Origin of the sequence: Pantoea sp. B65 (assembly GCF_047308185.1) — a bacterium.
GTDB lineage: Bacteria > Pseudomonadota > Gammaproteobacteria > Enterobacterales > Enterobacteriaceae > Erwinia.
In genome coordinates this window covers 11,477-33,641 of the sequence record NZ_JAHXPU010000032.1, presented here as the reverse complement: position 1 = coordinate 33,641, position 22,165 = coordinate 11,477, and the positions used below count along the sequence as shown (strand labels likewise).

Annotated in this window: 19 protein-coding genes; 5 read left to right on the top strand and 14 right to left on the bottom strand. The window is 54.7% G+C overall.

Annotated elements, in window-relative coordinates:
- Positions 1 to 31: 31 nt before the first annotated feature.
- From ybgE to sdhC, 12 genes are all read right to left on the bottom strand, one after another.
- The gene (ybgE, locus tag JWF83_RS13560) at positions 32 to 325 is read right to left on the bottom strand and encodes a cyd operon protein YbgE (RefSeq protein ID WP_413650795.1); all 294 of its coding nucleotides are present in this window, start codon (positions 323 to 325) and stop codon (positions 32 to 34) included.
- Entirely contained in the window at positions 325 to 435 is a 111-nt protein-coding gene (cydX, locus tag JWF83_RS13555; protein ID WP_413650793.1) for a cytochrome bd-I oxidase subunit CydX, read from the bottom strand. Before cydX ends, ybgE begins: the two co-directional genes overlap by 1 nt.
- Positions 436 to 451: 16 nt before the next feature.
- Positions 452 to 1,591 (bottom strand): cytochrome d ubiquinol oxidase subunit II, encoded by a 1,140-nt coding sequence (gene cydB, locus JWF83_RS13550; protein ID WP_413650791.1) that lies wholly within the window; start codon positions 1,589 to 1,591, stop codon positions 452 to 454.
- Positions 1,592 to 1,605: 14 nt separating this feature from the next.
- On the bottom strand, positions 1,606 to 3,174 hold the full coding sequence (cydA, locus tag JWF83_RS13545; RefSeq protein WP_413650790.1) for a cytochrome ubiquinol oxidase subunit I: 1,569 nt from the start codon (positions 3,172 to 3,174) through the stop codon (positions 1,606 to 1,608).
- A gap of 769 nt (positions 3,175 to 3,943) precedes the next feature.
- Positions 3,944 to 4,816 (bottom strand): succinate--CoA ligase subunit alpha, encoded by an 873-nt coding sequence (gene sucD, locus JWF83_RS13540; protein ID WP_413650788.1) that lies wholly within the window; start codon positions 4,814 to 4,816, stop codon positions 3,944 to 3,946.
- A complete protein-coding gene (gene sucC, locus JWF83_RS13535; protein WP_413650787.1) occupies positions 4,816 to 5,982 on the bottom strand; it encodes an ADP-forming succinate--CoA ligase subunit beta in 1,167 nt (388 codons plus the stop codon). Before sucC ends, sucD begins: the two co-directional genes overlap by 1 nt.
- Before the next feature lie 132 nt (positions 5,983 to 6,114).
- The gene (gene odhB / locus JWF83_RS13530) at positions 6,115 to 7,335 is read right to left on the bottom strand and encodes a 2-oxoglutarate dehydrogenase complex dihydrolipoyllysine-residue succinyltransferase (protein ID WP_413650786.1); all 1,221 of its coding nucleotides are present in this window, start codon (positions 7,333 to 7,335) and stop codon (positions 6,115 to 6,117) included.
- Positions 7,336 to 7,348: 13 nt separating this feature from the next.
- On the bottom strand, positions 7,349 to 10,156 hold the full coding sequence (gene sucA / locus JWF83_RS13525; protein WP_413650785.1) for a 2-oxoglutarate dehydrogenase E1 component: 2,808 nt from the start codon (positions 10,154 to 10,156) through the stop codon (positions 7,349 to 7,351).
- A gap of 210 nt (positions 10,157 to 10,366) precedes the next feature.
- Positions 10,367 to 11,083 (bottom strand): succinate dehydrogenase iron-sulfur subunit, encoded by a 717-nt coding sequence (locus tag JWF83_RS13520; protein ID WP_413650783.1) that lies wholly within the window; start codon positions 11,081 to 11,083, stop codon positions 10,367 to 10,369.
- A 17-nt stretch (positions 11,084 to 11,100) separates the two neighbouring features.
- Positions 11,101 to 12,867: a succinate dehydrogenase flavoprotein subunit gene (gene sdhA / locus JWF83_RS13515; RefSeq protein WP_413650781.1), complete on the bottom strand. Its 1,767-nt coding sequence runs from the start codon at positions 12,865 to 12,867 to the stop codon at positions 11,101 to 11,103.
- Positions 12,867 to 13,214 carry a succinate dehydrogenase membrane anchor subunit gene (gene sdhD / locus JWF83_RS13510; RefSeq protein ID WP_413650779.1) on the bottom strand — a complete coding sequence of 116 codons (348 nt, stop codon included), beginning with the start codon at positions 13,212 to 13,214 and terminating at the stop codon, positions 12,867 to 12,869. The genes sdhA and sdhD overlap by 1 nt, the downstream gene beginning before the upstream one ends.
- Positions 13,208 to 13,597: a succinate dehydrogenase cytochrome b556 subunit gene (gene sdhC, locus JWF83_RS13505; protein ID WP_413650777.1), complete on the bottom strand. Its 390-nt coding sequence runs from the start codon at positions 13,595 to 13,597 to the stop codon at positions 13,208 to 13,210. Before sdhC ends, sdhD begins: the two co-directional genes overlap by 7 nt.
- A 636-nt stretch (positions 13,598 to 14,233) precedes the next feature.
- On the opposite strand from sdhC, the gene JWF83_RS13500 reads away from it, so the two are divergent.
- Positions 14,234 to 15,523, top strand: a complete 1,290-nt coding sequence (locus JWF83_RS13500) for a citrate synthase (protein WP_413650775.1) — start codon at positions 14,234 to 14,236, stop codon at positions 15,521 to 15,523.
- Between the two features lie 37 nt (positions 15,524 to 15,560).
- Here JWF83_RS13500 and JWF83_RS13495 read toward each other — a convergent pair whose 3' ends face one another.
- Together JWF83_RS13495 and JWF83_RS13490 are read right to left on the bottom strand one after the other, a co-directional pair.
- A complete protein-coding gene (locus tag JWF83_RS13495; RefSeq protein WP_413650772.1) occupies positions 15,561 to 16,478 on the bottom strand; it encodes a LysR family transcriptional regulator in 918 nt (305 codons plus the stop codon).
- 64 nt (positions 16,479 to 16,542) lie between these two features.
- Positions 16,543 to 17,619 (bottom strand): dipeptidase, encoded by a 1,077-nt coding sequence (locus JWF83_RS13490; protein ID WP_413650770.1) that lies wholly within the window; start codon positions 17,617 to 17,619, stop codon positions 16,543 to 16,545.
- Positions 17,620 to 17,821: 202 nt separating this feature from the next.
- Between JWF83_RS13490 and JWF83_RS13485 the strand changes: the two genes are divergently transcribed.
- From JWF83_RS13485 to JWF83_RS13470, 4 genes are read left to right on the top strand one after another with little or no spacing between them, the layout of a single operon-like run.
- Positions 17,822 to 19,423, top strand: coding sequence for an ABC transporter substrate-binding protein (locus tag JWF83_RS13485; protein ID WP_413650768.1), 1,602 nt, complete (start codon positions 17,822 to 17,824; stop codon positions 19,421 to 19,423).
- Positions 19,423 to 20,433 (top strand): ABC transporter permease, encoded by a 1,011-nt coding sequence (locus JWF83_RS13480; RefSeq protein ID WP_413650767.1) that lies wholly within the window; start codon positions 19,423 to 19,425, stop codon positions 20,431 to 20,433. The genes JWF83_RS13485 and JWF83_RS13480 overlap by 1 nt, the downstream gene beginning before the upstream one ends.
- Positions 20,430 to 21,326, top strand: a complete 897-nt coding sequence (locus JWF83_RS13475) for an ABC transporter permease (protein ID WP_413650765.1) — start codon at positions 20,430 to 20,432, stop codon at positions 21,324 to 21,326. The genes JWF83_RS13480 and JWF83_RS13475 overlap by 4 nt, the downstream gene beginning before the upstream one ends.
- A complete protein-coding gene (locus JWF83_RS13470; protein WP_413650763.1) occupies positions 21,327 to 22,154 on the top strand; it encodes an ABC transporter ATP-binding protein in 828 nt (275 codons plus the stop codon). It abuts the gene before it with no gap.
- The last annotated feature ends 11 nt before the right edge of the window (positions 22,155 to 22,165 follow it).

Below are 22,165 nucleotides of genomic sequence, written 5' to 3'. Positions count from 1 at the left end.
CGGATGCCCGGGTCAGTCGGAAGGAGCAGTGTCAGAGAAAGAAGAACCCGACCCCCAGCAACAGCACAATCTGCGCCGGTAACGGGGAGAATAGCGCCTGCCAGCGCAGCAAACGCGGACGGAAACCGACGCCATGAATCACACCGGTACAGACCGCCCACATCATCAGCAAACCCTGCCAGATAGTTAACGGCCCGGTTTTCGCGGCAAAACGTGACGGTTCCCAGAACATGCACCCCGCCAGCACCAGCGCCAGTATCAAAGAAAGAGCCCTTAACGGGCTCTTATCCATTAGCGCATACAATCGCGCAATCAGTGCAGCCATTACTTCTGCTCTTTGGACGCGTTTTCTTCCACATGCTCAAGCGCCAGCGCCGTCATCACGCCAAATGAGCAGGCCAGCAAGGTGCCGAGAATCCAGGCAAAATACCACATCGTTCTGCTCCTTTAATTAATAGAGAGAGTGGGTGTTGTTTTCGATCTGCTCTTTGGTAATACGACCGAACATTTTGTAGTAACACCAGCAGGTATACGCCAGGACGATGGGCACAAAGACTATCGCCACAAACGTCATCAGCTTCAGCGTCAGCAGACTGGAGGTTGCATCCCACATGGTCAGACTGGCGCCCGGTACGGTGCTGGATGGCATAATGAACGGGAACATCGCCACCCCCGCTGTCAGGATCACGCAAGCCAGCGTCAGTGAAGAGAAGACAAATGCCCAGGCGCCTTTCTCCATACGCGAGCAGAGGATGGTCAGCAACGGCAGCACCACACCCAGGGCCGGGATCAGCCACAGAATCGGCGCTTTATTAAAGTTGATCATCCAGGCGCCTGCCTGGCGAGCCACTTCTTTGGTCAGCGGATTAGACGGCGCCGCATGATTCAGCACTGAAGTCACCACATAGCCATCGATGCCATACATTACCCAGACACCGGCCAGAGCGAAGGTAATCATCATTACCAGCGCGGCAAGCTGCGCGGCGACGCGGGCACGCACATGGAGCTCGCCGCTGGTACGCATCTGCAGATAGGTTGCGCCCTGAGCAAGGATCATCGTCAGGCTGACCACCCCCGCCAGCAGGCCAAACGGGTTCAGCAGCTGGAAGAAGTTACCGGTGTAGAACAGGCGCAGATATTCATCAGCATGGAAAGGCACGCCCTGTAACAGGTTACCGAACGCCACGCCAATCACCAGCGGCGGCACAAAGCTACCGATGAAAATGCCCCAGTCCCACATGCCGCGCCAGCGCATATCTTCAATCTTCGAGCGGTAGTCAAAACCGACCGGACGGAAGAACAGTGATGACAGCACCAGAATCATCGCCACATAGAAGCCGGAAAAGGCAGCGGCATACACCATCGGCCAGGCGGCGAACAATGCGCCACCGGCGGTGATCAGCCACACCTGGTTACCGTCCCAGTGCGGAGCAATGGAGTTGATCATAATGCGGCGTTCGGTATCGTTGCGGCCAAGGATGCGTGACAGCATACCAACGCCCATATCGAAACCATCGGTGACGGCGAAGCCAATCAGTAATATGCCGATTAGCAGCCACCAGATAAAACGCAATACTTCGTAATCTAACATTTATCGACTCCTGTTTAGCGCAGCGGCTGTGACGAAAGCGTTGACTGTTCGAAGTGATAACGCCCGGTTTTCAGACTGCTTGGGCCAAGGCGGGCAAACTTGAACATCAGGAACATTTCCGCCACCAGGAACAGCGTATACAGACCGCAAATCAGCCCCATAGAGAACAGCAGATCGCCGGCGGTTAACGAAGAGTTCGCTACCGCAGTCGGCAACACTTCACCGATCGCCCATGGCTGACGGCCATATTCCGCCACAAACCAGCCGGATTCGATAGCGATCCATGGCAACGGAATACCGTACAACGCCACTTTCAGCAGCAGGGTACTTTTACCGATACGGTTTCGGATCACGCTCCAGAAGCTGAGACCGATAATCAGGAACATCAGCACGCCACAGCCCACCATAATACGGAAGGCGAAGTAGAGCGGCGCCACGCGTGGAATGGAATCTTTGGTCGCCTGCTGGATCTGCGCTTCAGAAGCGTCAGAGACATTTGGCGTATAGCGTTTCAGCAACAGACCGTAACCCAGATCCTGTTTATGCTGTTCAAATTCAGCACGCACCGCCGGATCGCTATTGCCCGCGCGCAACTCTTCCAGCAACTGGTAGGCTTTCATCCCGTTGCGAATACGCACTTCATGTTCCGTCATCAGATCTTTTAGACCGGTGACCGGCTTGTCGATCGAACGGGTCGCAATCAGGCCAAGCAGGTAAGGAACCTGAATCGAGTAGTTGTTCTGCTGTGTATCCTGGTCAGGAATACCAAACAGCGTAAAGGCCGCCGGAGCCGGTTGGGTTTCCCATTCCGCCTCAATCGCCGCCAGTTTGGTTTTCTGCACGTCGCCCATTTCATAACCGGATTCATCACCCAGTACGATAACCGAGAGGATCGCCGCCATACCGAAGCTGGCCGCAATCGCGAACGAACGTTTGGCGAAAGCCACATCGCGTCCGCGCAGCAGATAGTAAGAGCTGATACCGAGAATAAACATCGCGCCACAGGTATAGCCCGCAGCCACAGTGTGAACGAATTTCACCTGAGCAACCGGGTTCAGCACCAGTTCGGAGAAGCTCACCATCTCCATACGCATGGTTTCGAAGTTAAAGTCGGAGGCAATCGGGTTCTGCATCCAGCCGTTAGCGACCAGAATCCACAGCGCGGAGAGGTTAGAACCCAGCGCAACCAGCCAGGTCACCGCCATATGCTGCACTTTGCCGAGACGATCCCAGCCGAAGAAGAACAGGCCAACGAAGGTCGATTCGAGGAAGAACGCCATCAATCCTTCGATAGCCAGCGGTGCTCCGAAGATATCACCGACATAGTGCGAAAAGTATGACCAGTTGGTTCCGAACTGGAACTCCATGGTCAGGCCCGTGGCCACGCCCAGCGCAAAGTTAATCGCAAATAACTTGCCCCAGAACTTGGTCATATCTTTATAAATTTGCTTGCCTGACAGTACATACACGGTTTCCATAATCGCCAGCAAAAACGCCATACCCAGCGTTAGCGGAACGAACAGGAAGTGGTACATAGCAGTCAGGGCAAACTGTAAGCGCGACAGTTCGACGATATCAAACATCTTGACCCCTTGCTCCTCGCAGAAAAACTCCGACAAATGGCGCAACAACTGACCAGCAGCAGTCATTAATCACCATCGTGTGCCCTTTAAAAACGGATGATATTGATCCAGTAAAACTGCGTCAGTACCTTGCCCCGGACAGGCAGCACCAACAGCAGCGGATAATAAAGTCAAATAACTACGAAATTAAACATCAATATAATACGCCGCTTTAGCACAAGGACAAATCTTTATTAACGTGACAGTTATCCAATTTTGGTAGTTAAATCCAATTTCGCCCAAACGGATGCAAGCCACGAAATTGATGTAACGCAATTTAAACGAAAAACCGTGAATTTATCCAGCCCTAAACCTTGATATAACATCGCTTTTTTTGATCTGTGTTAATGCCACGGCAGCAGAAATAGTACTAAGTAAAAGTGATGTTAACTAAATTCGCTTCTCTGGTAATCAAATGCGGGAGGGAAATTAAAATAACCGTCATTTTTTTAACTTTAGCGTAGCAATACGCTAAAAGCATTCTGCTGATATAAATTTATTCTTTTGTGCATAGTTATCGGCATGGTTATTCGATTCTGTATGCTGGTGATTTATTATTTCACAAATATTTCACGCCAGTGATGAAGGGATTTAACCTTTTTGTTAGTAAGGATAGCGTACCGGTAGCGGTTATGCCGTGCGAACACAAAAATAATCTGGCGCTGAACAAAAAAAAACCACCAATGTCACATTGGTGGTCCCGGTATCGCGAATGCCTTAGCGGCGATGCTTATGCTGGCAGTACTGCTTTCACTGCATCACCAATGTCAGCAAGGCTGCGCACGGTTTTCACACCGGCGGCTTCAAGGGCAGCAAACTTCTCGTCTGCAGTGCCTTTACCACCGGCGATAATCGCACCGGCATGGCCCATACGCTTGCCTTTCGGCGCGGTGACACCCGCGATATAGCCGACAACCGGCTTGGTCACGTGTTGTTTAATAAATGCCGCGGCTTCTTCTTCCGCGCTACCGCCGATCTCACCGATCATCACGATCGCTTCCGTCTGCGGATCGTCCTGGAACAGTTTCAGGATATCGATAAAGTTAGAGCCGGGGATCGGGTCGCCGCCGATACCAACGCAGGTGGACTGGCCGTAACCAATATCCGTAGTCTGCTTAACCGCTTCATAGGTCAGGGTGCCGGAGCGAGAAACGATACCGATACGGCCTGGTTTATGAATATGGCCGGGCATAATGCCAATTTTACATTCGCCCGGGGTGATCACGCCCGGGCAGTTTGGCCCGATCATGCGCACGCCAGCTTCATCCAGCTTCACTTTGATGGTCAGCATATCAAGGGTAGGAATACCTTCGGTAATGGTGATAACCAGTTTGATACCTGCTTCAATCGCTTCCAGAATACCGTCTTTGCAGAACGGCGCCGGAACGTAAATCACCGAAGCGGTGGCGCCAGTGGCCTCAACCGCTTCACGCACGGTATTAAATACCGGCAGACCAAGATGCTCGGTGCCGCCTTTACCCGGAGTCACACCGCCAACCAGCTGCGTGCCATAAGCCAGCGCCTGCTCGGAGTGGAAAGTACCCTGACCGCCGGTAAAGCCCTGGCAGATCACTTTGGTGTTTTTGTCGATCAAAATGGACATTATTTACCCTCCGCTGCAGCAACAACGCGCTGCGCCGCGTCACTGAGGCTGGTTGCCGCAATAATATTCAGACCACTGTCCGCCAGTTTTTGGGCGCCCAGCTCGGCATTGTTACCTTCCAGACGCACCACTACCGGTACGTTAACACCGACTTCTGCCACCGCGCCGATGATGCCATCAGCAATCAGGTCGCAGCGGACGATGCCGCCGAAAATGTTGACGAATACCGCTTTCACCGCATCATCGGACAGGATGATTTTAAACGCTTCGGTTACACGCTCTTTAGTTGCGCCACCGCCCACGTCAAGGAAATTAGCTGGCTGGCCGCCGCTCAGTTTCACGATGTCCATGGTGCCCATGGCCAGACCGGCGCCGTTCACCATGCAGCCGATATTGCCTTCCAGCGCCACATAGTTTAGTTCCCACTGCGCGGCGTGCGCTTCACGGGAGTCTTCCTGGCTTGGATCGCGCATTTCACGCAGTTCCGGCTGGCGGAACAGCGCGTTGCCGTCGGCAGTCAGTTTGCCATCGAGGCATACCAGATCGCCCTGTTTGGTGATCACCAGCGGGTTAATCTCCACCAGCGCCAGATCGCGTTCGAGGAACAGTGTCGCCAGACCCATAAAGATCTTGGTGAACTGATTCACCTGCTTACCGGTCAGCCCGAGCTTAAATGCCAGTTCACGGCCCTGGTAAGGCTGCGGACCGGTTAACGGATCCAGTGCCATTTTGTGGATCAGGTGCGGGGTCTCTTCCGCCACTTTCTCAATTTCCACGCCGCCTTCGGTAGACGCCATAAACACCACGCGACGGCTGCCACGATCGACCACCGCGCCAAGGTACAGTTCTTTATCGATATCGGTGGCGGCCTCAACCAGAATCTGGTTTACCGGCTGACCATTGGCATCCGTCTGGTAGGTTACCAGGCGCTTGCCCAGCCAGTTTTCAGCAAAAGCACGGATATCTTCTTTACTGTTTACCACTTTCACACCGCCCGCTTTACCACGGCCACCGGCATGAACCTGACATTTTACCACCCACGGGCCGGCGCCGATTTTTGACGCTGCTTCTTCCGCTTCACGTGGCGTGGTGCAGGCGTAACCGGTGGGTGCCGGCAGGCCATACCGTGCAAACAGCTGTTTCGCCTGGTATTCGTGTAAGTTCATGATGTTCTATCCATTCAGATCTGAAAAGATTTGGCCGAATTCGGTTTGCCACCCTGCCCTTCTCAGGCGATGACAAACCGGACATGCGGCCACACATAGGGTTGGGCACGGCTAACGCCGTGCCCGACGAGGTTATACATCCAGCAGCAGGCGTGCCGGATCTTCCAACATCTCTTTCACCGCCACCAGATAGCCAACGGATTCACGACCATCAATCAGACGGTGATCGTAGGAGAGCGCCAGATACATCATTGGCAGGATCGCAACCTGGCCGTTAACCGCCATGGGGCGATCTTTAATCGCATGCATACCAAGAATCGCGCTCTGCGGCGGGTTGATAATTGGCGTGGACATCAGCGAACCGAAAACACCACCGTTAGTAATGGTGAAGTTACCGCCGGTCAGTTCTTCAACGGTCAATTTACCGTCACGACCTTTCACCGCCAGCTCTTTGATTTTCTTCTCGATATCCGCCATACCCAACGCATCGACATCACGCAGTACCGGCGTCACCAGGCCACGTGGGGTGGAGACCGCGATGCTGACGTCAAAATAGTTGTGGTAAACCACTTCCTCACCGTCAATTGACGCATTGACTTCCGGGTAGCGTTTCAGCGCTTCAACCACCGCTTTGATGTAGAAAGACATAAAGCCGAGGCGTACACCGTGACGTTTTTCAAACGCGTCGCCATACTGCTTGCGCAGATCCATAATTGGCTTCATGTTCACTTCATTAAACGTCGTCAGCATGGCGGTGCTGTTTTTCGCTTCCAGCAAACGTTCAGCCACACGCTTACGCAGGCGTGTCATTGGCACACGTTTTTCACTGCGGCCGGCCAGCGCTGGCGCTGGCGCCGCTTCAGGTTTAGCTTCGACTTTTTTCGCTGCCGGTTTGCTGTTTGCCAGATGCTTTTCAACATCTTCACGGGTGATACGGCCACCGACACCGCTGCCTTTAATCGCCGCGGCATCAAGATCGTGCTCGGCAATCAGGCGACGGATCGCCGGACTAAGAGCATCGTTGCTCTCTTCTTCCAGCGCTGCGGTATGACGCTTCGCCGGAGTGGCCTCTTTGCTGTCAGATTTTGCTGAGGTCTCTTTACCGTTGCTGTTCCCCTCTTTCAGGCGGCCCAGCGCCTGACGAGAAGTTACGGTTGCACCTTCATCTTCCAGAATGGCTTCCAGGATGCCATCGACGGAAGCAGGAACTTCCAGCACCACTTTATCCGTTTCAATTTCAACCAGCACTTCATCGCGCTGGACGCTGTCGCCCGGTTTTTTGTGCCAGGTAGCCACGGAGGCATCGGCAACGGATTCAGGCAAGTCGGGAACGAGAATATCTACGCTACTCATTATCTATCCTTATTTAATCAACGTTCAGCGCGTCATTAACCAGGTCTTGTTGCTGTTTCTGGTGAACGTACATGTAGCCAACTGCCGGCGAAGCGGATGCTGGACGACCGGCGTAACGTAATGAAGCCCCAAAAGGCACAACTTCGCGGAAGTGATGCTGACTGCAATACCAGGCGCCCTGATTAAGCGGCTCTTCCTGACACCAGACGAAATCATGTACGTGAGCATAAGGCTGCAAAGCTTCCTGTACCGCTTTATGCGGGAAAGGATACAGCTGCTCAATACGCACAATAGCAACGTCAGTTTGTTCTTTTTTACGGCGTTGCTCTAACAGGTCATAGTAAACCTTACCAGAGCAAAGCACGACGCGTTTAACCCCTTGAGGATCAAGGTTATCAATCTCGCCAATCGCCGGTTTAAAGCCGCCGGACGCCAGCTCTTCCAGCGTGGAAGTCGCCAGCGGATGACGCAGCAGGGATTTCGGCGACATCACTATCAGCGGACGGCGCATGCCGCGCAGCGTCTGACGGCGCAGCATGTGATAAACCTGTGCCGGTGTCGAAGGCACGCAAACCTGCATATTCTGCTCGGCGCAAAGTTGCAGATAGCGCTCCAGTCGTGCAGAAGAGTGCTCCGGCCCCTGGCCTTCATAGCCATGTGGCAGCAGCATCACCAGGCCACACATCCGGCCCCACTTCTGTTCACCCGAGCTGATAAACTGGTCGATAACCACCTGCGCGCCGTTGGCGAAGTCGCCAAACTGCGCTTCCCAGATGGTCAGGGTACGAGGTTCGGCAGTGGCGTAGCCATACTCAAACGCCAGTACCGCTTCTTCTGACAGCACCGAGTCCCAGACTTTAAACACCCCCTGCCCGTTATGAATATGCTGCAGCGGGGTATAGGTTGAGCCGTTGGTCTGGTTATGGATCACCGCATGACGGTGGAAGAAGGTGCCGCGCCCCATATCCTCGCCGGAGAGACGGCATGGAATGCCTTCATCCACCAGCGTGGCGTAAGCCAGGTTTTCCGCTGCGCCCCAGTCGAAAGCCTTATTGCCCGCCGCCATTTCCGCACGGTCATTATAGATTTTCGCTACGCGCGACTGCATTTCGACGCTTTCCGGCACCTGACTGATACGTTTAGCCAGTTCCTGCAGACGCTTCAGGTCCATGGTATCCGGCCAGGCTTCATCCCAGTCATGATTCAGATACGGTGACCAGGTGAAGGAGTGCAGGCTCATTGGACGCCATTCTGGCACCACGCATTCGCCCGCATCGAGCGCATCGCGGTACAGGTTGACCATTTCCGTGGCATCTTCCAGGCTGGCGATCTTTTCATCTTCCAGCGTGTCAGCATACAACTTGCGTGGCGTTGGGTGCTTTTTGATCTTCTGGTACATAATCGGCTGGGTGGCGCTTGGCTCATCAGCTTCGTTATGACCGTGACGACGGTAGCAAACCAGATCGATAAACACGTCACGTTTGAAGGTGTTACGGAAATCCAACGCCAGACGGGTAACAAACGCCACCGCTTCAGGATCGTCAGCATTAACGTGGAAAATCGGCGCCAGCACCATTTTACCGATATCGGTGCAGTACTGGGTCGAGCGGGCATCTTTCGGATTGGAAGTGGTAAAACCGACCTGGTTATTGATCACGATACGCACGGTACCGCCCACTTCATAACCGCGCGCCTGCGACATGTTCAGGGTTTCCTGAACCACGCCCTGGCCGGTTACCGCCGCATCACCGTGGATGGTGATCGGCAACACTTTATTACTGCCTGGCTCATCGAGACGATCAAGACGTGCGCGCACCGAGCCCATCACTACCGGGCTAACGATCTCCAGGTGCGACGGGTTAAACGCCAGCGCCAGATGCACCATGCCGCCTTCGGTTTCAACGTCGGACGAGAAGCCCATATGGTACTTCACGTCACCGGTGCCGAGAGTCTCTTTATGCATACCGGAGAATTCGTCGAACAGATCCTGCGGCTTTTTACCAAGCACGTTAATCAGGACGTTCAGGCGACCACGGTGCGCCATCCCCATCACCACTTCACGGGTTCCGCTCTTACCGGCATGACGAATCATTTCGTTAAGCATCGGCACCAGGGCATCGCCCCCTTCCAGTGAGAAGCGTTTTGCGCCCGGGAATTTCGCCCCGAGGTAGCGCTCCAGCCCTTCCGCAGCGGTCAGCTGTTTCAGAAAGCCTAACTTCTCTTCCGCGGTGAAACTGGCCTGACCGACGACTGATTCGATGCGCTGCTGGATCCAGCGTTTCTCTTCAGTATTGGTGATGTGCATATACTCTGCGCCGATCGAGCCGCAATAGGTCTGCTTGAGTGCCGCGTAGAGATCGGCGAGCTTCATGGTCTCTTTACCGATGGCAAACGAGCCGACGTTAAAGCTCTCCTGGAAATCCGCTTCATTCAGTTCGTGAAAGGCAGGATCGAGATCCGGGACCGATTCCTGTTGCCACAACCCCAGCGGATCAAGGTTTGCATGCTGATGTCCGCGAAAACGAAAGGCGTTAATCAGCTGCAGAACTTTAACCTGCTTGGTGTTGGTATCGGGGTCAGTCACAGAGGAGGTATAACGCGAAGCGTCTTTCGCCAGACGACGGAAATACTCACGCGTTGCCGAGTGAAATTGCTCAGGTCTAACCCCAGTGCCAGGAAGCTGCTGGAACATTGAACGCCATGCAGCATCAACAGAGTCAGGATCGGTTAGAAAATCCTCATAGAGTTGCTCTATGTAGGACTGGTTCGCGCCGGCCAGCCAGGAGGAGTCCAGCCAGGGCTTCATCGCGCTGTTCTGCATTGTGATCCCTTAAGCATTTTATGCTTTTTTTCGAGGTTTCATTTTTTGCCGGGTTAGCGGCTTGCCGTAGTACAGTTCATCGATACGAGCGCTGTGCGCTAACGGCGCCCGGCCCGTAAGGGAACCTTTAAAAACGGTTGCAGATTACGCAAGCGTTTTTAATGGCTTCCTGCATATCCGGGAACCCTGAGGTTCCCGGATAGGTCATTGCTAAGCGCTTCTCTGCAGCAACATCGACTTAATATGGCCGATGGCGCGCGTCGGGTTTAGTCCCTTCGGACAGACGCTCACACAGTTCATAATGCTGTGACAGCGGAATACGCTGAAAGCATCGTTTAAATCGTCGAGACGCGCATTGGTTTCCGTATCACGGCTGTCAATCAGGAAACGGTACGCTGCCAGTAACCCTGCCGGACCGATAAACTTATCCGGATTCCACCAGAAGGACGGGCATGAAGTTGAACAGCAGGCGCAGAGAATACACTCGTACAGGCCATCCAGTTTTTCACGCTGTTCCGGTTCCTGCAGATGTTCGCGGGCCGGCGGATTCTCTCCATTATTCAACAGGTAAGGTTTAATCTTCTCATATTGAGTGTAGAACTGGCTCATGTCTACCACCAGATCGCGAATAACAGGCAATCCCGGCAGCGGACGAATAACAATTTTCTGCCTGCCGTTGCCCAGCGCCGAGATCGGCGTGATACAGGCCAGACCATTTTTGCCATTCATATTCAGACCGTCGGAGCCGCACACCCCTTCACGGCAGGAGCGACGGAACGCCAGCGTCGGATCTTTTTCCTTCAGACGCAGCAGGGCATCCAGCAGCATCATGTCGCGCCCTTCCTCACTCTCCAGGGTGTACTCCTGCATGCGCGGAGCATCGTCAACATCCGGGTTGTAACGATAAATAGAAAATTCGAGTCTCATCGTCTTATCTCCGCAAACTAGTAAGTACGCGCTTTCGGCGGGAATGCCGCGCGCAGCTTCGGCTGCATGTTCACCTCACGGCGCGTCATGCTTTCGCTTTGCGGCAAATACAAGCTGTGACACAACCAGTTCGCATCGTCACGATCCGGGAAGTCGAAACGGCTATGGGCGCCGCGACTTTCGGTGCGGAAGTTAGCGGATACCGCAGTGGCATACGCCGTCTCCATCAGGTTATCCAGTTCCAGACACTCAACACGCTGGGTGTTGAAGTCGCTGGAACGGTCATCCAGACGTGCATTTTTCAGCCGCTCGCGCAGGACTTTCAGCTCTTCCAGTCCTTTCGCCATCGCATCGCCTTCGCGGAACACCGAGAAGTTATTCTGCATACAGGCCTGTAGCGCTTTGCGCAGCTCTACCGGATCTTCGCCGGTAACGTTGTTATTCCAGCGGTTAAGGCGCGCCAGGGAAGCGTCGATATCGGCTTCGCTGGCGGCGCGCAGTTCACCCTGCTGTTGAATCGACTCCTGCAGATGCAGACCGGCCGCGCGGCCAAACACCACCAGGTCGAGCAGCGAGTTACCGCCAAGACGGTTGGCGCCATGTACGGATACGCAGGCAATTTCACCCACCGCAAACAGCCCCGGCACCACCACATCTTCACCCTGTTCATTTACCGTCAACGCCTGACCGGTGACGCGGGTTGGAATGCCGCCCATCATATAGTGGCAGGTCGGGATCACCGGAATTGGCTCTTTTACCGGGTCGACGTGCGCAAAGGTGCGCGACAGCTCCAGAATGCCCGGCAGACGGGATTCCAGTACGTCTTTACCTAAGTGATCGAGCTTCAGTTTGGCGTGCGGCCCCCAGGGACCATCGCAGCCACGGCCTTCACGGATTTCGATCATTATCGAACGCGCCACGACGTCACGGCCGGCAAGGTCTTTGGCATTCGGCGCATAACGCTCCATAAAGCGCTCGCCATGTTTATTCAGCAGATAGCCGCCTTCACCACGGCAGCCTTCGGTGACCAGTACCCCGGCACCGGCGATACCGGTGGGGTGGAACTGCCACATTTCCATATCCTGCACCGGCACGCCGGCGCGCAGCGCCATACCGACGCCGTCGCCGGTGTTGATATGGGCATTGGTGGTGGACTGATAGATACGACCAGCCCCGCCGGTAGCCAGCACGGTGGCACTGGCTTTAAAGTAGACCACTTCGCCATCTTCGATATTTAGCGCGGTACAACCGACCACGGCGCCATCGGCATTTTTCACCAGATCCAGCGCATACCATTCGGAGAAGATGGTGGTTTTGTTTTTCAGGTTCTGCTGATACAGGGTATGCAGCAGGGCGTGACCGGTACGGTCAGCGGCCGCGGCAGTACGCGCCGCCTGCTCGCCGCCGAAGTTCAGTGACTGGCCGCCGAACGGGCGCTGATAGATGCGGCCATCGTCAAGACGTGAAAACGGCAGGCCCATATGTTCCAGTTCCAGAATCGCTTCCGGTCCGGTACTACACATATATTCAATCGCGTCCTGGTCGCCGATATAGTCGGAACCTTTGACGGTATCGTACATATGCCATTCCCAGTTATCTTCGTGGCTGTTTCCCAGCGCAACGGTGATGCCGCCCTGAGCGGAAACGGTATGGGAACGAGTAGGAAAAACTTTTGATAACAGGGCACAGGTCTGGCCCGATTGGGAAATCTGCAGCGCGGCACGCATGCCTGCACCACCGGCGCCGATAACCACGGCGTCAAATTCTCTGACTGGCAATTTCATTAAGCACCCCATACCACAACAGTTCCATAAAATGCGTAGACCAACAGCGCAATCACCACCACCAGTTGCAACATCAGTCGCAAGCCGACGGGTTTTACATAGTCAGTCAGCACCTGCCACATACCGATCCAGCCATGAACCAGTATCGACAAAAGCGTCAGGAGCGTGAACACTTTGGTAAAGGAGGAGGCAAAAAAACCACGCCAGATATCGTAGGTCAGGGTATCTGACACCACGAGGAAACCGAGGATATAGAGCACATAGAGTGTAATAACCATGGCCGCAGCACGTAATAGCAGCCAGTCATGTACGCCGTTGCGCCCCAGTGCAGAAGCATTGCTTACCATACGAGGACTCCAGCCAGAATTGAAAGCACGACGGTGAGGCCAAAAGTTATCTGAGCGGAGCGCGTACCAATTTGTAGCGTTTCACCAAGGTAACCAAAATCCATCAGCATATGGCGAATGCCACCGGCAATATGATAAGCCAGCGCAGTAAGAATGCCCCAGACGATGAATTTGACAAAAAAGCTATCCATGACGGCGGATGCCTGCAGGAAGCCTTCGGGTGATGAGAGAGAGAGACCAAGTAGCCAGAGCAGAATGCCGACCGCCACAAAAGTGATCACGCCGGAGACGCGGTGGAGAATGGACGCTATCGCAGTAATAGGAAAGCGGATCGTTGCAAGATCCAAATTGACAGGTCTTTGTTTTTTCACGTTTTTGCCCACACAGCTTTTCTTATTTTGCTTCCTCCGGTCCTGAAGGGGTGTCAGACAGCGTTAAAATCGAAAGCACAGCGCCAGGCACTTAAACTGCAACGTCCAGTGTCAAAACGACGCGTATGAAACGCTGGGTGGCTCCTACTGCAGGGTATTCCGGAGACCTGGCCGAAGTATAGGTGGTTCACATTCTTATTACAATTATCCCACAATCTCTTTGTGAACATTTAAGTTGAACAGTGATCGGCCTCACGATTTTCACAATTTATACAAATTCAATTATCTGATTTGACAAAACTTCAACATTTCTGTTACAAACGAAGAATCGAAAATTCTATGATGCACAAAAGTTATGGGGATACACTTTCCCCTAAGCGTAAGTTATGTAACATTGATTGGGTGAGCCGCCCAAAAGCATCAGGTAAATGGTTACGAAAATAATGACTAGACCCGATCTTTAACAACCGTGTAACGCAGCGTGTCATGCCTGCTGGATCCTCGCTTGTAAGCGCCCATCGCTCTGTACCCTGCAAGATATACCATGCCACAGAGTCGATAGACTGCATCTCTTCGCAAGCAATCCGGGTATGATGGCCACTCAAGGTGTCAAAGATCCCTACAAATAAGGCGCTAAGGAGACTGTAAATGGCTGATAAAAAAGCAACGCTGACCGTGGAAGGCGAAGCTCCTATTGAGCTAAACGTGCTGCATGGTACGCTTGGCGAAGACGAAATTGACATCCGAGCCCTCGGTTCTCATGGTCTGTTTACGTTTGACCCGGGTTTTACCTCTACTGCGTCCTGCGAATCCAAAATTACCTATATCGACGGTGATGAAGGTATTCTGCTGCACCGCGGTTTTCCCATCGACCAACTCGCTCTGCACTCTAACTATCTGGAAGTGTGCTACATCCTGCTGAACGGCGAAGCGCCGACGCAGGCTCAGTTTGACGAATTCCGTACCATCGTCACCCGCCATACCATGATTCATGAGCAGATTAACCGTCTGTTTATGGGCTTCCGCCGCGACTCGCATCCGATGGCCGTCATGTGCGGTGTTACCGGGGCGCTGGCTGCTTTTTACCATGATTCACTGGATGTAAACATTGAACGCCATCGCGAAATAGCAGCATTCCGTCTGCTGTCGAAAATGCCGACGGTAGCGGCGATGTGTTACAAATACTCGATCGGCCAGCCGTTTATCTATCCACGTAACGACCTCTCTTACGCGGGTAACTTCCTGAATATGATGTTTGCCACCCCGTGTGAAGATTACGTGGTAAACCCGGTGCTGGAACGCGCCATGGACCGTATTCTGGTGCTGCATGCCGATCACGAGCAGAACGCCTCCACGTCAACCGTGCGTACCGCCGGTTCCTCTGGCGCTAACCCATTTGCCTGTATCGCGGCGGGCATTGCCTCGCTGTGGGGACCGGCGCACGGCGGCGCGAACGAAGCCTGTCTGCGCATGCTGGAAGAGATTAGCAGCGTCGATCATATTCCGGAGTTTGTAAAACGGGCGAAAGACAAAAACGACTCTTTCCGTCTGATGGGCTTCGGCCATCGCGTTTACAAAAACTACGATCCTCGTGCCACCGTCATGCGTGAGACCTGCCATGAAGTGCTCAACGAGCTGGGTATGAAAGATGACCTGCTGGAAGTGGCGATGGAACTGGAACATATCGCGCTGAACGACCCGTACTTTATTGAGCGTAAACTCTATCCGAACGTCGATTTCTACTCCGGGATCATCCTGAAAGCGATGGGAATTCCGTCGTCGATGTTTACGGTAATTTTCGCCATGGCACGTACCGTCGGCTGGATTGCGCACTGGAAAGAGATGCATGATGACGGCATTAAAATTGCCCGTCCGCGCCAGCTGTATACCGGCTATGATAAACGTGAATTTAACTCGCAACTCAAACCGGCGAAGTAATCCGGGGTAATCGCGGGGGCGGCGCCAGTGCCGCCCCTTACACCAGCGCCGGGGTTAAGAACAGCGTCTCGCACTGGCGCGCAATATCCCATAGTTTCTGACGAATCACCTGTTTCAGCTGCAGCGCAGACTGCGACTGTGGTCGATCGCGGCGGCTAATCAACATCACCTCAAATGGCAGCGGCTGCGCAATGGGCAGTATCTTCAGCTGCCCGACATAGCGACAGGCGGTAAACAGGTCAACAACGCCGACACCACCGCCCGCCAGCGTCATATCCGCAATTACCGAATAGGTTTTAATCGACAGCGATACCGCCGGTTGCAGCGCTTTATCACGCAGCGCACGGTGCAGAACGCGGCCCAGCGGGTCCTGAGTCTGCATCATCAGCAGATTATTCTGGCACAACCACTGCAGGGTCACCGGTCCGTTTTGCCGGCTGTTCAGGGGCAACAGCGCCACCATTGACGACTGGAATAGCGGCTCCGCCAGTAATTCACCCGGTACCTGCTGACCAAACGCCAGCGCGAAATCCAGCTCGTCGTTAAGAATACTCTGACACAGGGCGCCAAAATGCTCGGTAACCAGCTCAACGTTCACCGAAGCGGCCTGCTGATGATAGGCGACCAGCGCCGGCGCCAGTACCATCTGTCCAAAAGCGTGCGCGGCGCCAAGGCGCACGGTTTGCCCTTCCCCGCTGCGTAACTGTTCGGTCAGCAGATTAATCGCCTGCAGACGCTGACAGATCTCATCCACCTCCGGCAACAGCCGGCGCCCTTCCGCCGTCACCACCATGCCCTGCGCCCGACGTTCGAACAGGGCAAAGCCCAGTTGCTGCTCGGCGTGATTCAGCACGCGGCTGACATTCGGTTGCGACACATTTAACAACCGTGCGGCGCCACTGATGGTACCGGTTTGCACGATGGCCTGAAAAACTTCGATATGACGCAAACGCATAACCTGACGGCCTGTTTAGCTTATTCCATAGCTCAGTAATGCAAGGATGATGCCATGACAGCCGTTATGCGCCCCAGGTGGCTTCCAGCACCCGGATCCAGTTGCGATAACAGATCTTCTCCAACAGCGCCCGATCATAACCACGGCTCGCCAGCGCGCGCACCAACAGCGGCAGACCAGCCACATCTTTCATATCAAGCGGAATGGTGGTGCCGTCGAAATCGGAACCAAAGCCAACGCCCTCTTCCCCGACCTTTTCCAGCAGATAGTCAACGTGACGCACAATTTCATCGACGGTGGCATCAGGATTCTTTTTGCCATCAGCGCGCAGGAACATGGTGCCAAAATTCACCCCGACAAAGCCGTTGCGCTCGCGGATGGCGGCCAGTTGCTTATCGGTCAGATTGCGCGACTGCGCGCAGAGCGCATGGGCATTGGAGTGGCTGGCGACCAGCGGCGCATCCGAAACCTGCGCGGTTTGCCAGAAACCTTTCTCATCCATATGCGACAAATCCACCATGATGCGCAGCTGGTTACAGGCGCGAACCAGCCGCAGTCCGGCTTCGGTCAGGCCGGCGCCAGTATCGGGTGAGGAAGGAAAACGGAACGGTACGCCCTCGCCAAAAATATTTGGCCGGCTCCACAGTGGTCCCAGCGTACGCAGTCCGGCAGCATACAAAATATCCAGCAGATCCAGATCGGCATCCAGCGCTTCTGCACCTTCAAGGTGCATTACCATCGCCAGGATCTGGTTATCAATGCAGTAACGAATATCTGACGCCGTGCGGCAAATTTTGGCCTGGCCGGCAGAATTTTTTTCGATGCGAATTAAGGTATTTAGCAGCGAAAAAGTGATCTCCCGGGCCTCGCTAATTGATGGCGTTTCAGGCACATCGGTGAAGTTTAGCTTCCCTGGCATACTTCTTGCCTTAACTCCCCCCGTAGGAACATAAGTCGCAAACAGACCGCCAGCCATACCGCCCTGCCTGATACGCGGTAAATCCATCTGCCCCGCAGCAGGTCCGTGAAGAAAAGTGCCAACCGGATCTGCCGCGTGGGAGCGCCACAGGCGCAGCAGCACATCATTGTGACCGTCGAAAACCGGCACAAGGTCGGCAGCAGAGAATAGCGTATCAGACATGGATATGAAGTCCTGTAAACGGATTAGCGGTAGCAGAAGAATGCGTCATGAACGCGCAGGTGCACTAAAAAAGTGCAACTTGCGCCGCCAGAGAAAACAAGTTCCTCCTGACATTATTAATCACCGCCTTCTGACTGATGTCAAGGCAAAAAGAGCGCATAAATTTAAAATTAATATTAAATATCAATAAGTTGGAGAGACCATGGTTACCAGAAGACGTTTTCTTGCAGGATGCACAGCGGTTCCTTTTCTTTCGTATCTCAGCCTGAATAGCAGCAGCGCATTTGCCGCCACGCCCGCCAGTATGCTGGTGATCGCCATGCAGATCGACAATATGACCAGCCTTGATCCGGCAGAAAGTTTTGAGGCAATCGGTTCTGAAGTGACCGGCAACCTTTACCAGCGACTGGTGATGCCAGACCCGGAAAAACCGAGTGAAATTAAAGGTGAACTGGCGCAGAGCTGGGAAGTCAGCGCGGATGGCAAAACCTTTACCTTCCATCTTGATCCCAACGTGAAATTCTCCGATGGCAGCGCCATGACCGCCGAAGACGCGGCCTTCTCGCTGCAGCGCGTAGTGAAACTGGATAAAAGCCCGGCGTTTATCATCAACCAGTTTGGTTTTACCAAAGATAACGTTGAACAGATGATTGTGGCAAAAGATGCCAAAACGCTGGTACTGAACCTCGCCGAACCGGCCGCAGAAACGTTCCTGCTCTATTGCCTGTCGGCGCCGGTAGGCAGCGTCGTACAGAAAAAAGCCGCGCTGGCCAATCAGCAGGCCAACGATCTGGGCAATGGCTGGATGAAACAGCAGAGCGCCGGTTCCGGTCCGTTCACCCTGCGCGCGTGGAAAGCCAGCGAAAGCATTATTCTGGAGAAAAACCCGCACCATCCGTCGAAAACCGCCACCAAACGCGTGATTATCAAGCATATCGTCGATCCGTCAGCCCAGCTGCTGATGCTGCAGAAAGGCGATGTGGACATCGCGCGCGATCTGACCACCGAACAGCTGAAACCGCTGCAAAATGACAAAAACTTCAACCTCTATAAAGCCGATGTCTCCACCATTATGCTGATGTCGTGCAATACCACCAATGAGCATCTGAGCAAGCCGCAGGTCTGGCAGGCGCTGAAATGGGCGGTGGACTACAACAGCATCCAGCAAAATATTCTGCCGCTGACCCACCAGGTGCATCAGAGCTTCCTGCCCTCCGGCTTCCCGGCGGCGCTGGACGATCAGCCGTTTAAAGTGGACGTGGCAAAAGCCAAAGCGCTGCTGGCGGAAGCGGGCTACCCGGATGGTTTTGACATCACCCTCGATCACTATTCGGCGCAGCCTTACCCGGATATTGCCCAGGCGCTGCAAACACAGCTGGGGGCCATTGGCATTAAAGTGTCGCTGATCTCGTCGGAAAACCGTCAGGTACTGACCAAAATGCGGGCGCGTTCCCACCAGCTGGCGCTGACCGCCTGGGGCGCGGACTATTTTGATCCGAACTCGAATACCGAAGCCTTCTGCGTCAATACCGATAACAGCGCTGGCGCGCGTAACCGTACCCTCGCCTGGCGTTGCGGCTGGTCTGACGATGCGTTTAACCAGATGACCGTGGCGGCGCTGCATGAAGCGGACCCGGCGAAACGTATCGCCCGCTATGAACAGATTCAGCGCGAACATCGCGAGAAGAGCCCGTTTATTGAAATGATGCAGGATGTGAAAAACCTCGCCTGTGGTAAAAATATTACCGGCGTACATCTGACTGTCCTGCGCGACAGCCCGTATGAACAGGTGAAAAAAGCGTAATGTCGTCGTTGAAACGTTTACTCAGCACGCTGAGCAGTCTGGTGCTGACGCTGTTCGGTTTGTCGGTGTTAACGTTCTTTATCGGTCGGGTAATGCCGACCGATCCAGTACTGGCCGCGGTGGGTGATAACGCACCGCAGTCGGTCGTAGAACGTGTCAGACAAGAAATGGGGCTCGATCAGCCCCTGTACGTGCAGTTTGGCCACTACCTGAATCAACTGTTGCATGGCGACTTAGGTCGCTCAGTGCTCACCCATAACGAAGTGACCACCGATATTGCCCGCTTCTTCCCGGCAACGCTGGAACTGGCGACCGCGGCGATTATTATTGCCGCGATCATCGGCATTCCGCTTGGCGTCTGGGCGGCAGTCCGTCAGGGCAAGCTCCTCGATCAGATTATCCGCGTTGTCTGCCTTGCCGGTCATTCGCTACCGGTGTTTGTCCTGGCGCTGCTTAGTCTGCTGATTTTCTATGCGGTGCTGGGCATTGCTCCGGGACCGGGGCGTCAGGACATTATCTTCCAGGATATGGTGCCGCAGGTCAGCGGATTACTGACTGTCGATTCCCTGCTGGCCGGGGACTATGACGCTTTTCGCGATGCGCTGGCGCATATGGCGCAGCCGGTGCTGATCCTCGCGTATTTCAGCATGGCTTATATCACGCGTATGACGCGCACCTTTATGCTTAACGCCCTGAGCGGTGAATTTATCATCACCGCCCGCGCCAAAGGACTGTCATCACGGCGGGTGATCTGGCGCCACGCCTTCCCTACCGTGGCGGTGCAGCTGGTGACGGTACTGGCGCTGACCTACGCCGGGTTACTGGAAGGTGCTGTGGTCACCGAGAACGTTTTTGCCTGGCCGGGGCTGGGCCAGTACCTGACCACCTCGCTGATGAATGCTGATATGAATCCGGTGGTTGGCGCTACCCTGCTGGTCGGGGCCACCTATGTGCTGCTGAACCAGCTCGCCGACCTCCTCTACCGACTTTGGGATCCGCGCGTAAAATGAAACCCTTAACCTTATGGTTGCTCGATGAAACACCCACCACGCGCCGTCAGGCAGTCTGGGGGCGACGCTACCGTTTGTGGCTCGGCCTGCGCGATAATCCGCTGGCTATGTCCGGCCTGATCGTTATCCTGCTGGTGCTACTGTTGTCGCTGCTGGCCCCGCTACTGACGTCCTATAGCGCAGGCAGCCAGGATTTGACCAACCGCCTTGCCGCGCCGTCGCTGCAGCACTGGCTGGGCACCGATGAACTGGGGCGCGATGTCTGGACCCGCATTATCTATGGCGGCCGCACTACGCTGGGAATGGTGATCACCGTGGTGCTGCTTACCGCGCCGCTGGGCCTGCTCATTGGCTGTATCGCCGGTTATGCCGGCGGTATTTTAGACAAAGCATTAATGCGTCTGACCGACATTTTTCTCGCCTTCCCGCGACTGATTCTGGCGCTGGCCTTTGTTGCCGCACTGAAACCTGGCGTGGAGAGTGCGATTCTGGCGATTGCCCTCACCGCATGGCCGCCGTACGCCCGTCTGGCGCGCGCGGAAACCCTGCAGTTCCGTAACAGTGATTTTATCGCCGCCTGCCGTGTGACCGGCGCTTCACCGCTGCGCATTATTTTGCGCCATGTGATGCCGCTCTGTGTGCCCAGCCTGATTGTGCGTGTGACGCTGGATATGAGCTCAATTATTATCACCGCCGCCAGTCTCGGTTTCCTCGGCATGGGTGCACAGCCGCCGTCACCGGAATGGGGCACAATGATTGCCACCGCCCGTCGCTTCCTGTTTAGCGAATGGTGGGTGCCGCTGATGCCCTGTATCGCTATTTTCCTCACGTCACTGGCGTTCAACTTCCTCGGCGATGGCCTGCGGGACGTCCTCGATCCTAAGGAGCGCTAGATGCTGGTCGAAATTGAAAACCTGCGCATTACCTTTACCAGTCGCAGCGAAAGTTTTGCCGCGGTGCGCGGCGTGTCGCTGAGCATCGGCAAAGAGAAGTTTGCCATTGTCGGCGAAAGCGGCTCCGGCAAATCCCTGACCGCACGCAGCCTGATGCAGCTGTTACCCGGCAATGCGCAGATTGAAGCCGACAAGCTGAGCTTTGACGGCATCGATCTGCGCGGCGCCAGCGAAAAAACCCTGCGTAAAATCCGCGGGAAACGCGTCGGCTTTATCCTGCAGGATCCGAAATATTCACTGAATCCGGTGATGACCATCGGCCAGCAGATTGCCGAAGCCTGGCGCGAACACAAAGGCGGCAGCAAAAAAGCGGCGATGGAGGCAGCGATTGATCTGTTGCAACAGGTGAAAATCCACGACCCGCAACAGGTGGCGCAGCGTTATCCCCATGAAGTCTCCGGTGGGATGGGACAACGGGTGATGATCGCCATGATGCTGGCGCCGGATCCGGAACTGCTGATTGCCGATGAACCGACCAGCGCGCTGGATGCCACCGTACAGGCGGAAATCCTTAAGTTAATTGATGAGCTGGTTTCACAGCGCGGCATGGGCCTGATTTTGATCAGTCACGATTTGCCGCTGGTTTCCCATTTTTGCGATCGCGTGGCGGTGATGTATGCCGGGCGCATTGTCGAGATGCTGGAAGCAGGACAGCTGCAGCAGGCGCAACATCCCTATACCCGGGGTTTACTCGCCTGTCTGCCATCGCTGCGTCATCCGCGCGAACGGCTGGCGGTAATGAAGCGTGAAGCCGCATGGCGGGATTAATGCCGCCCCTG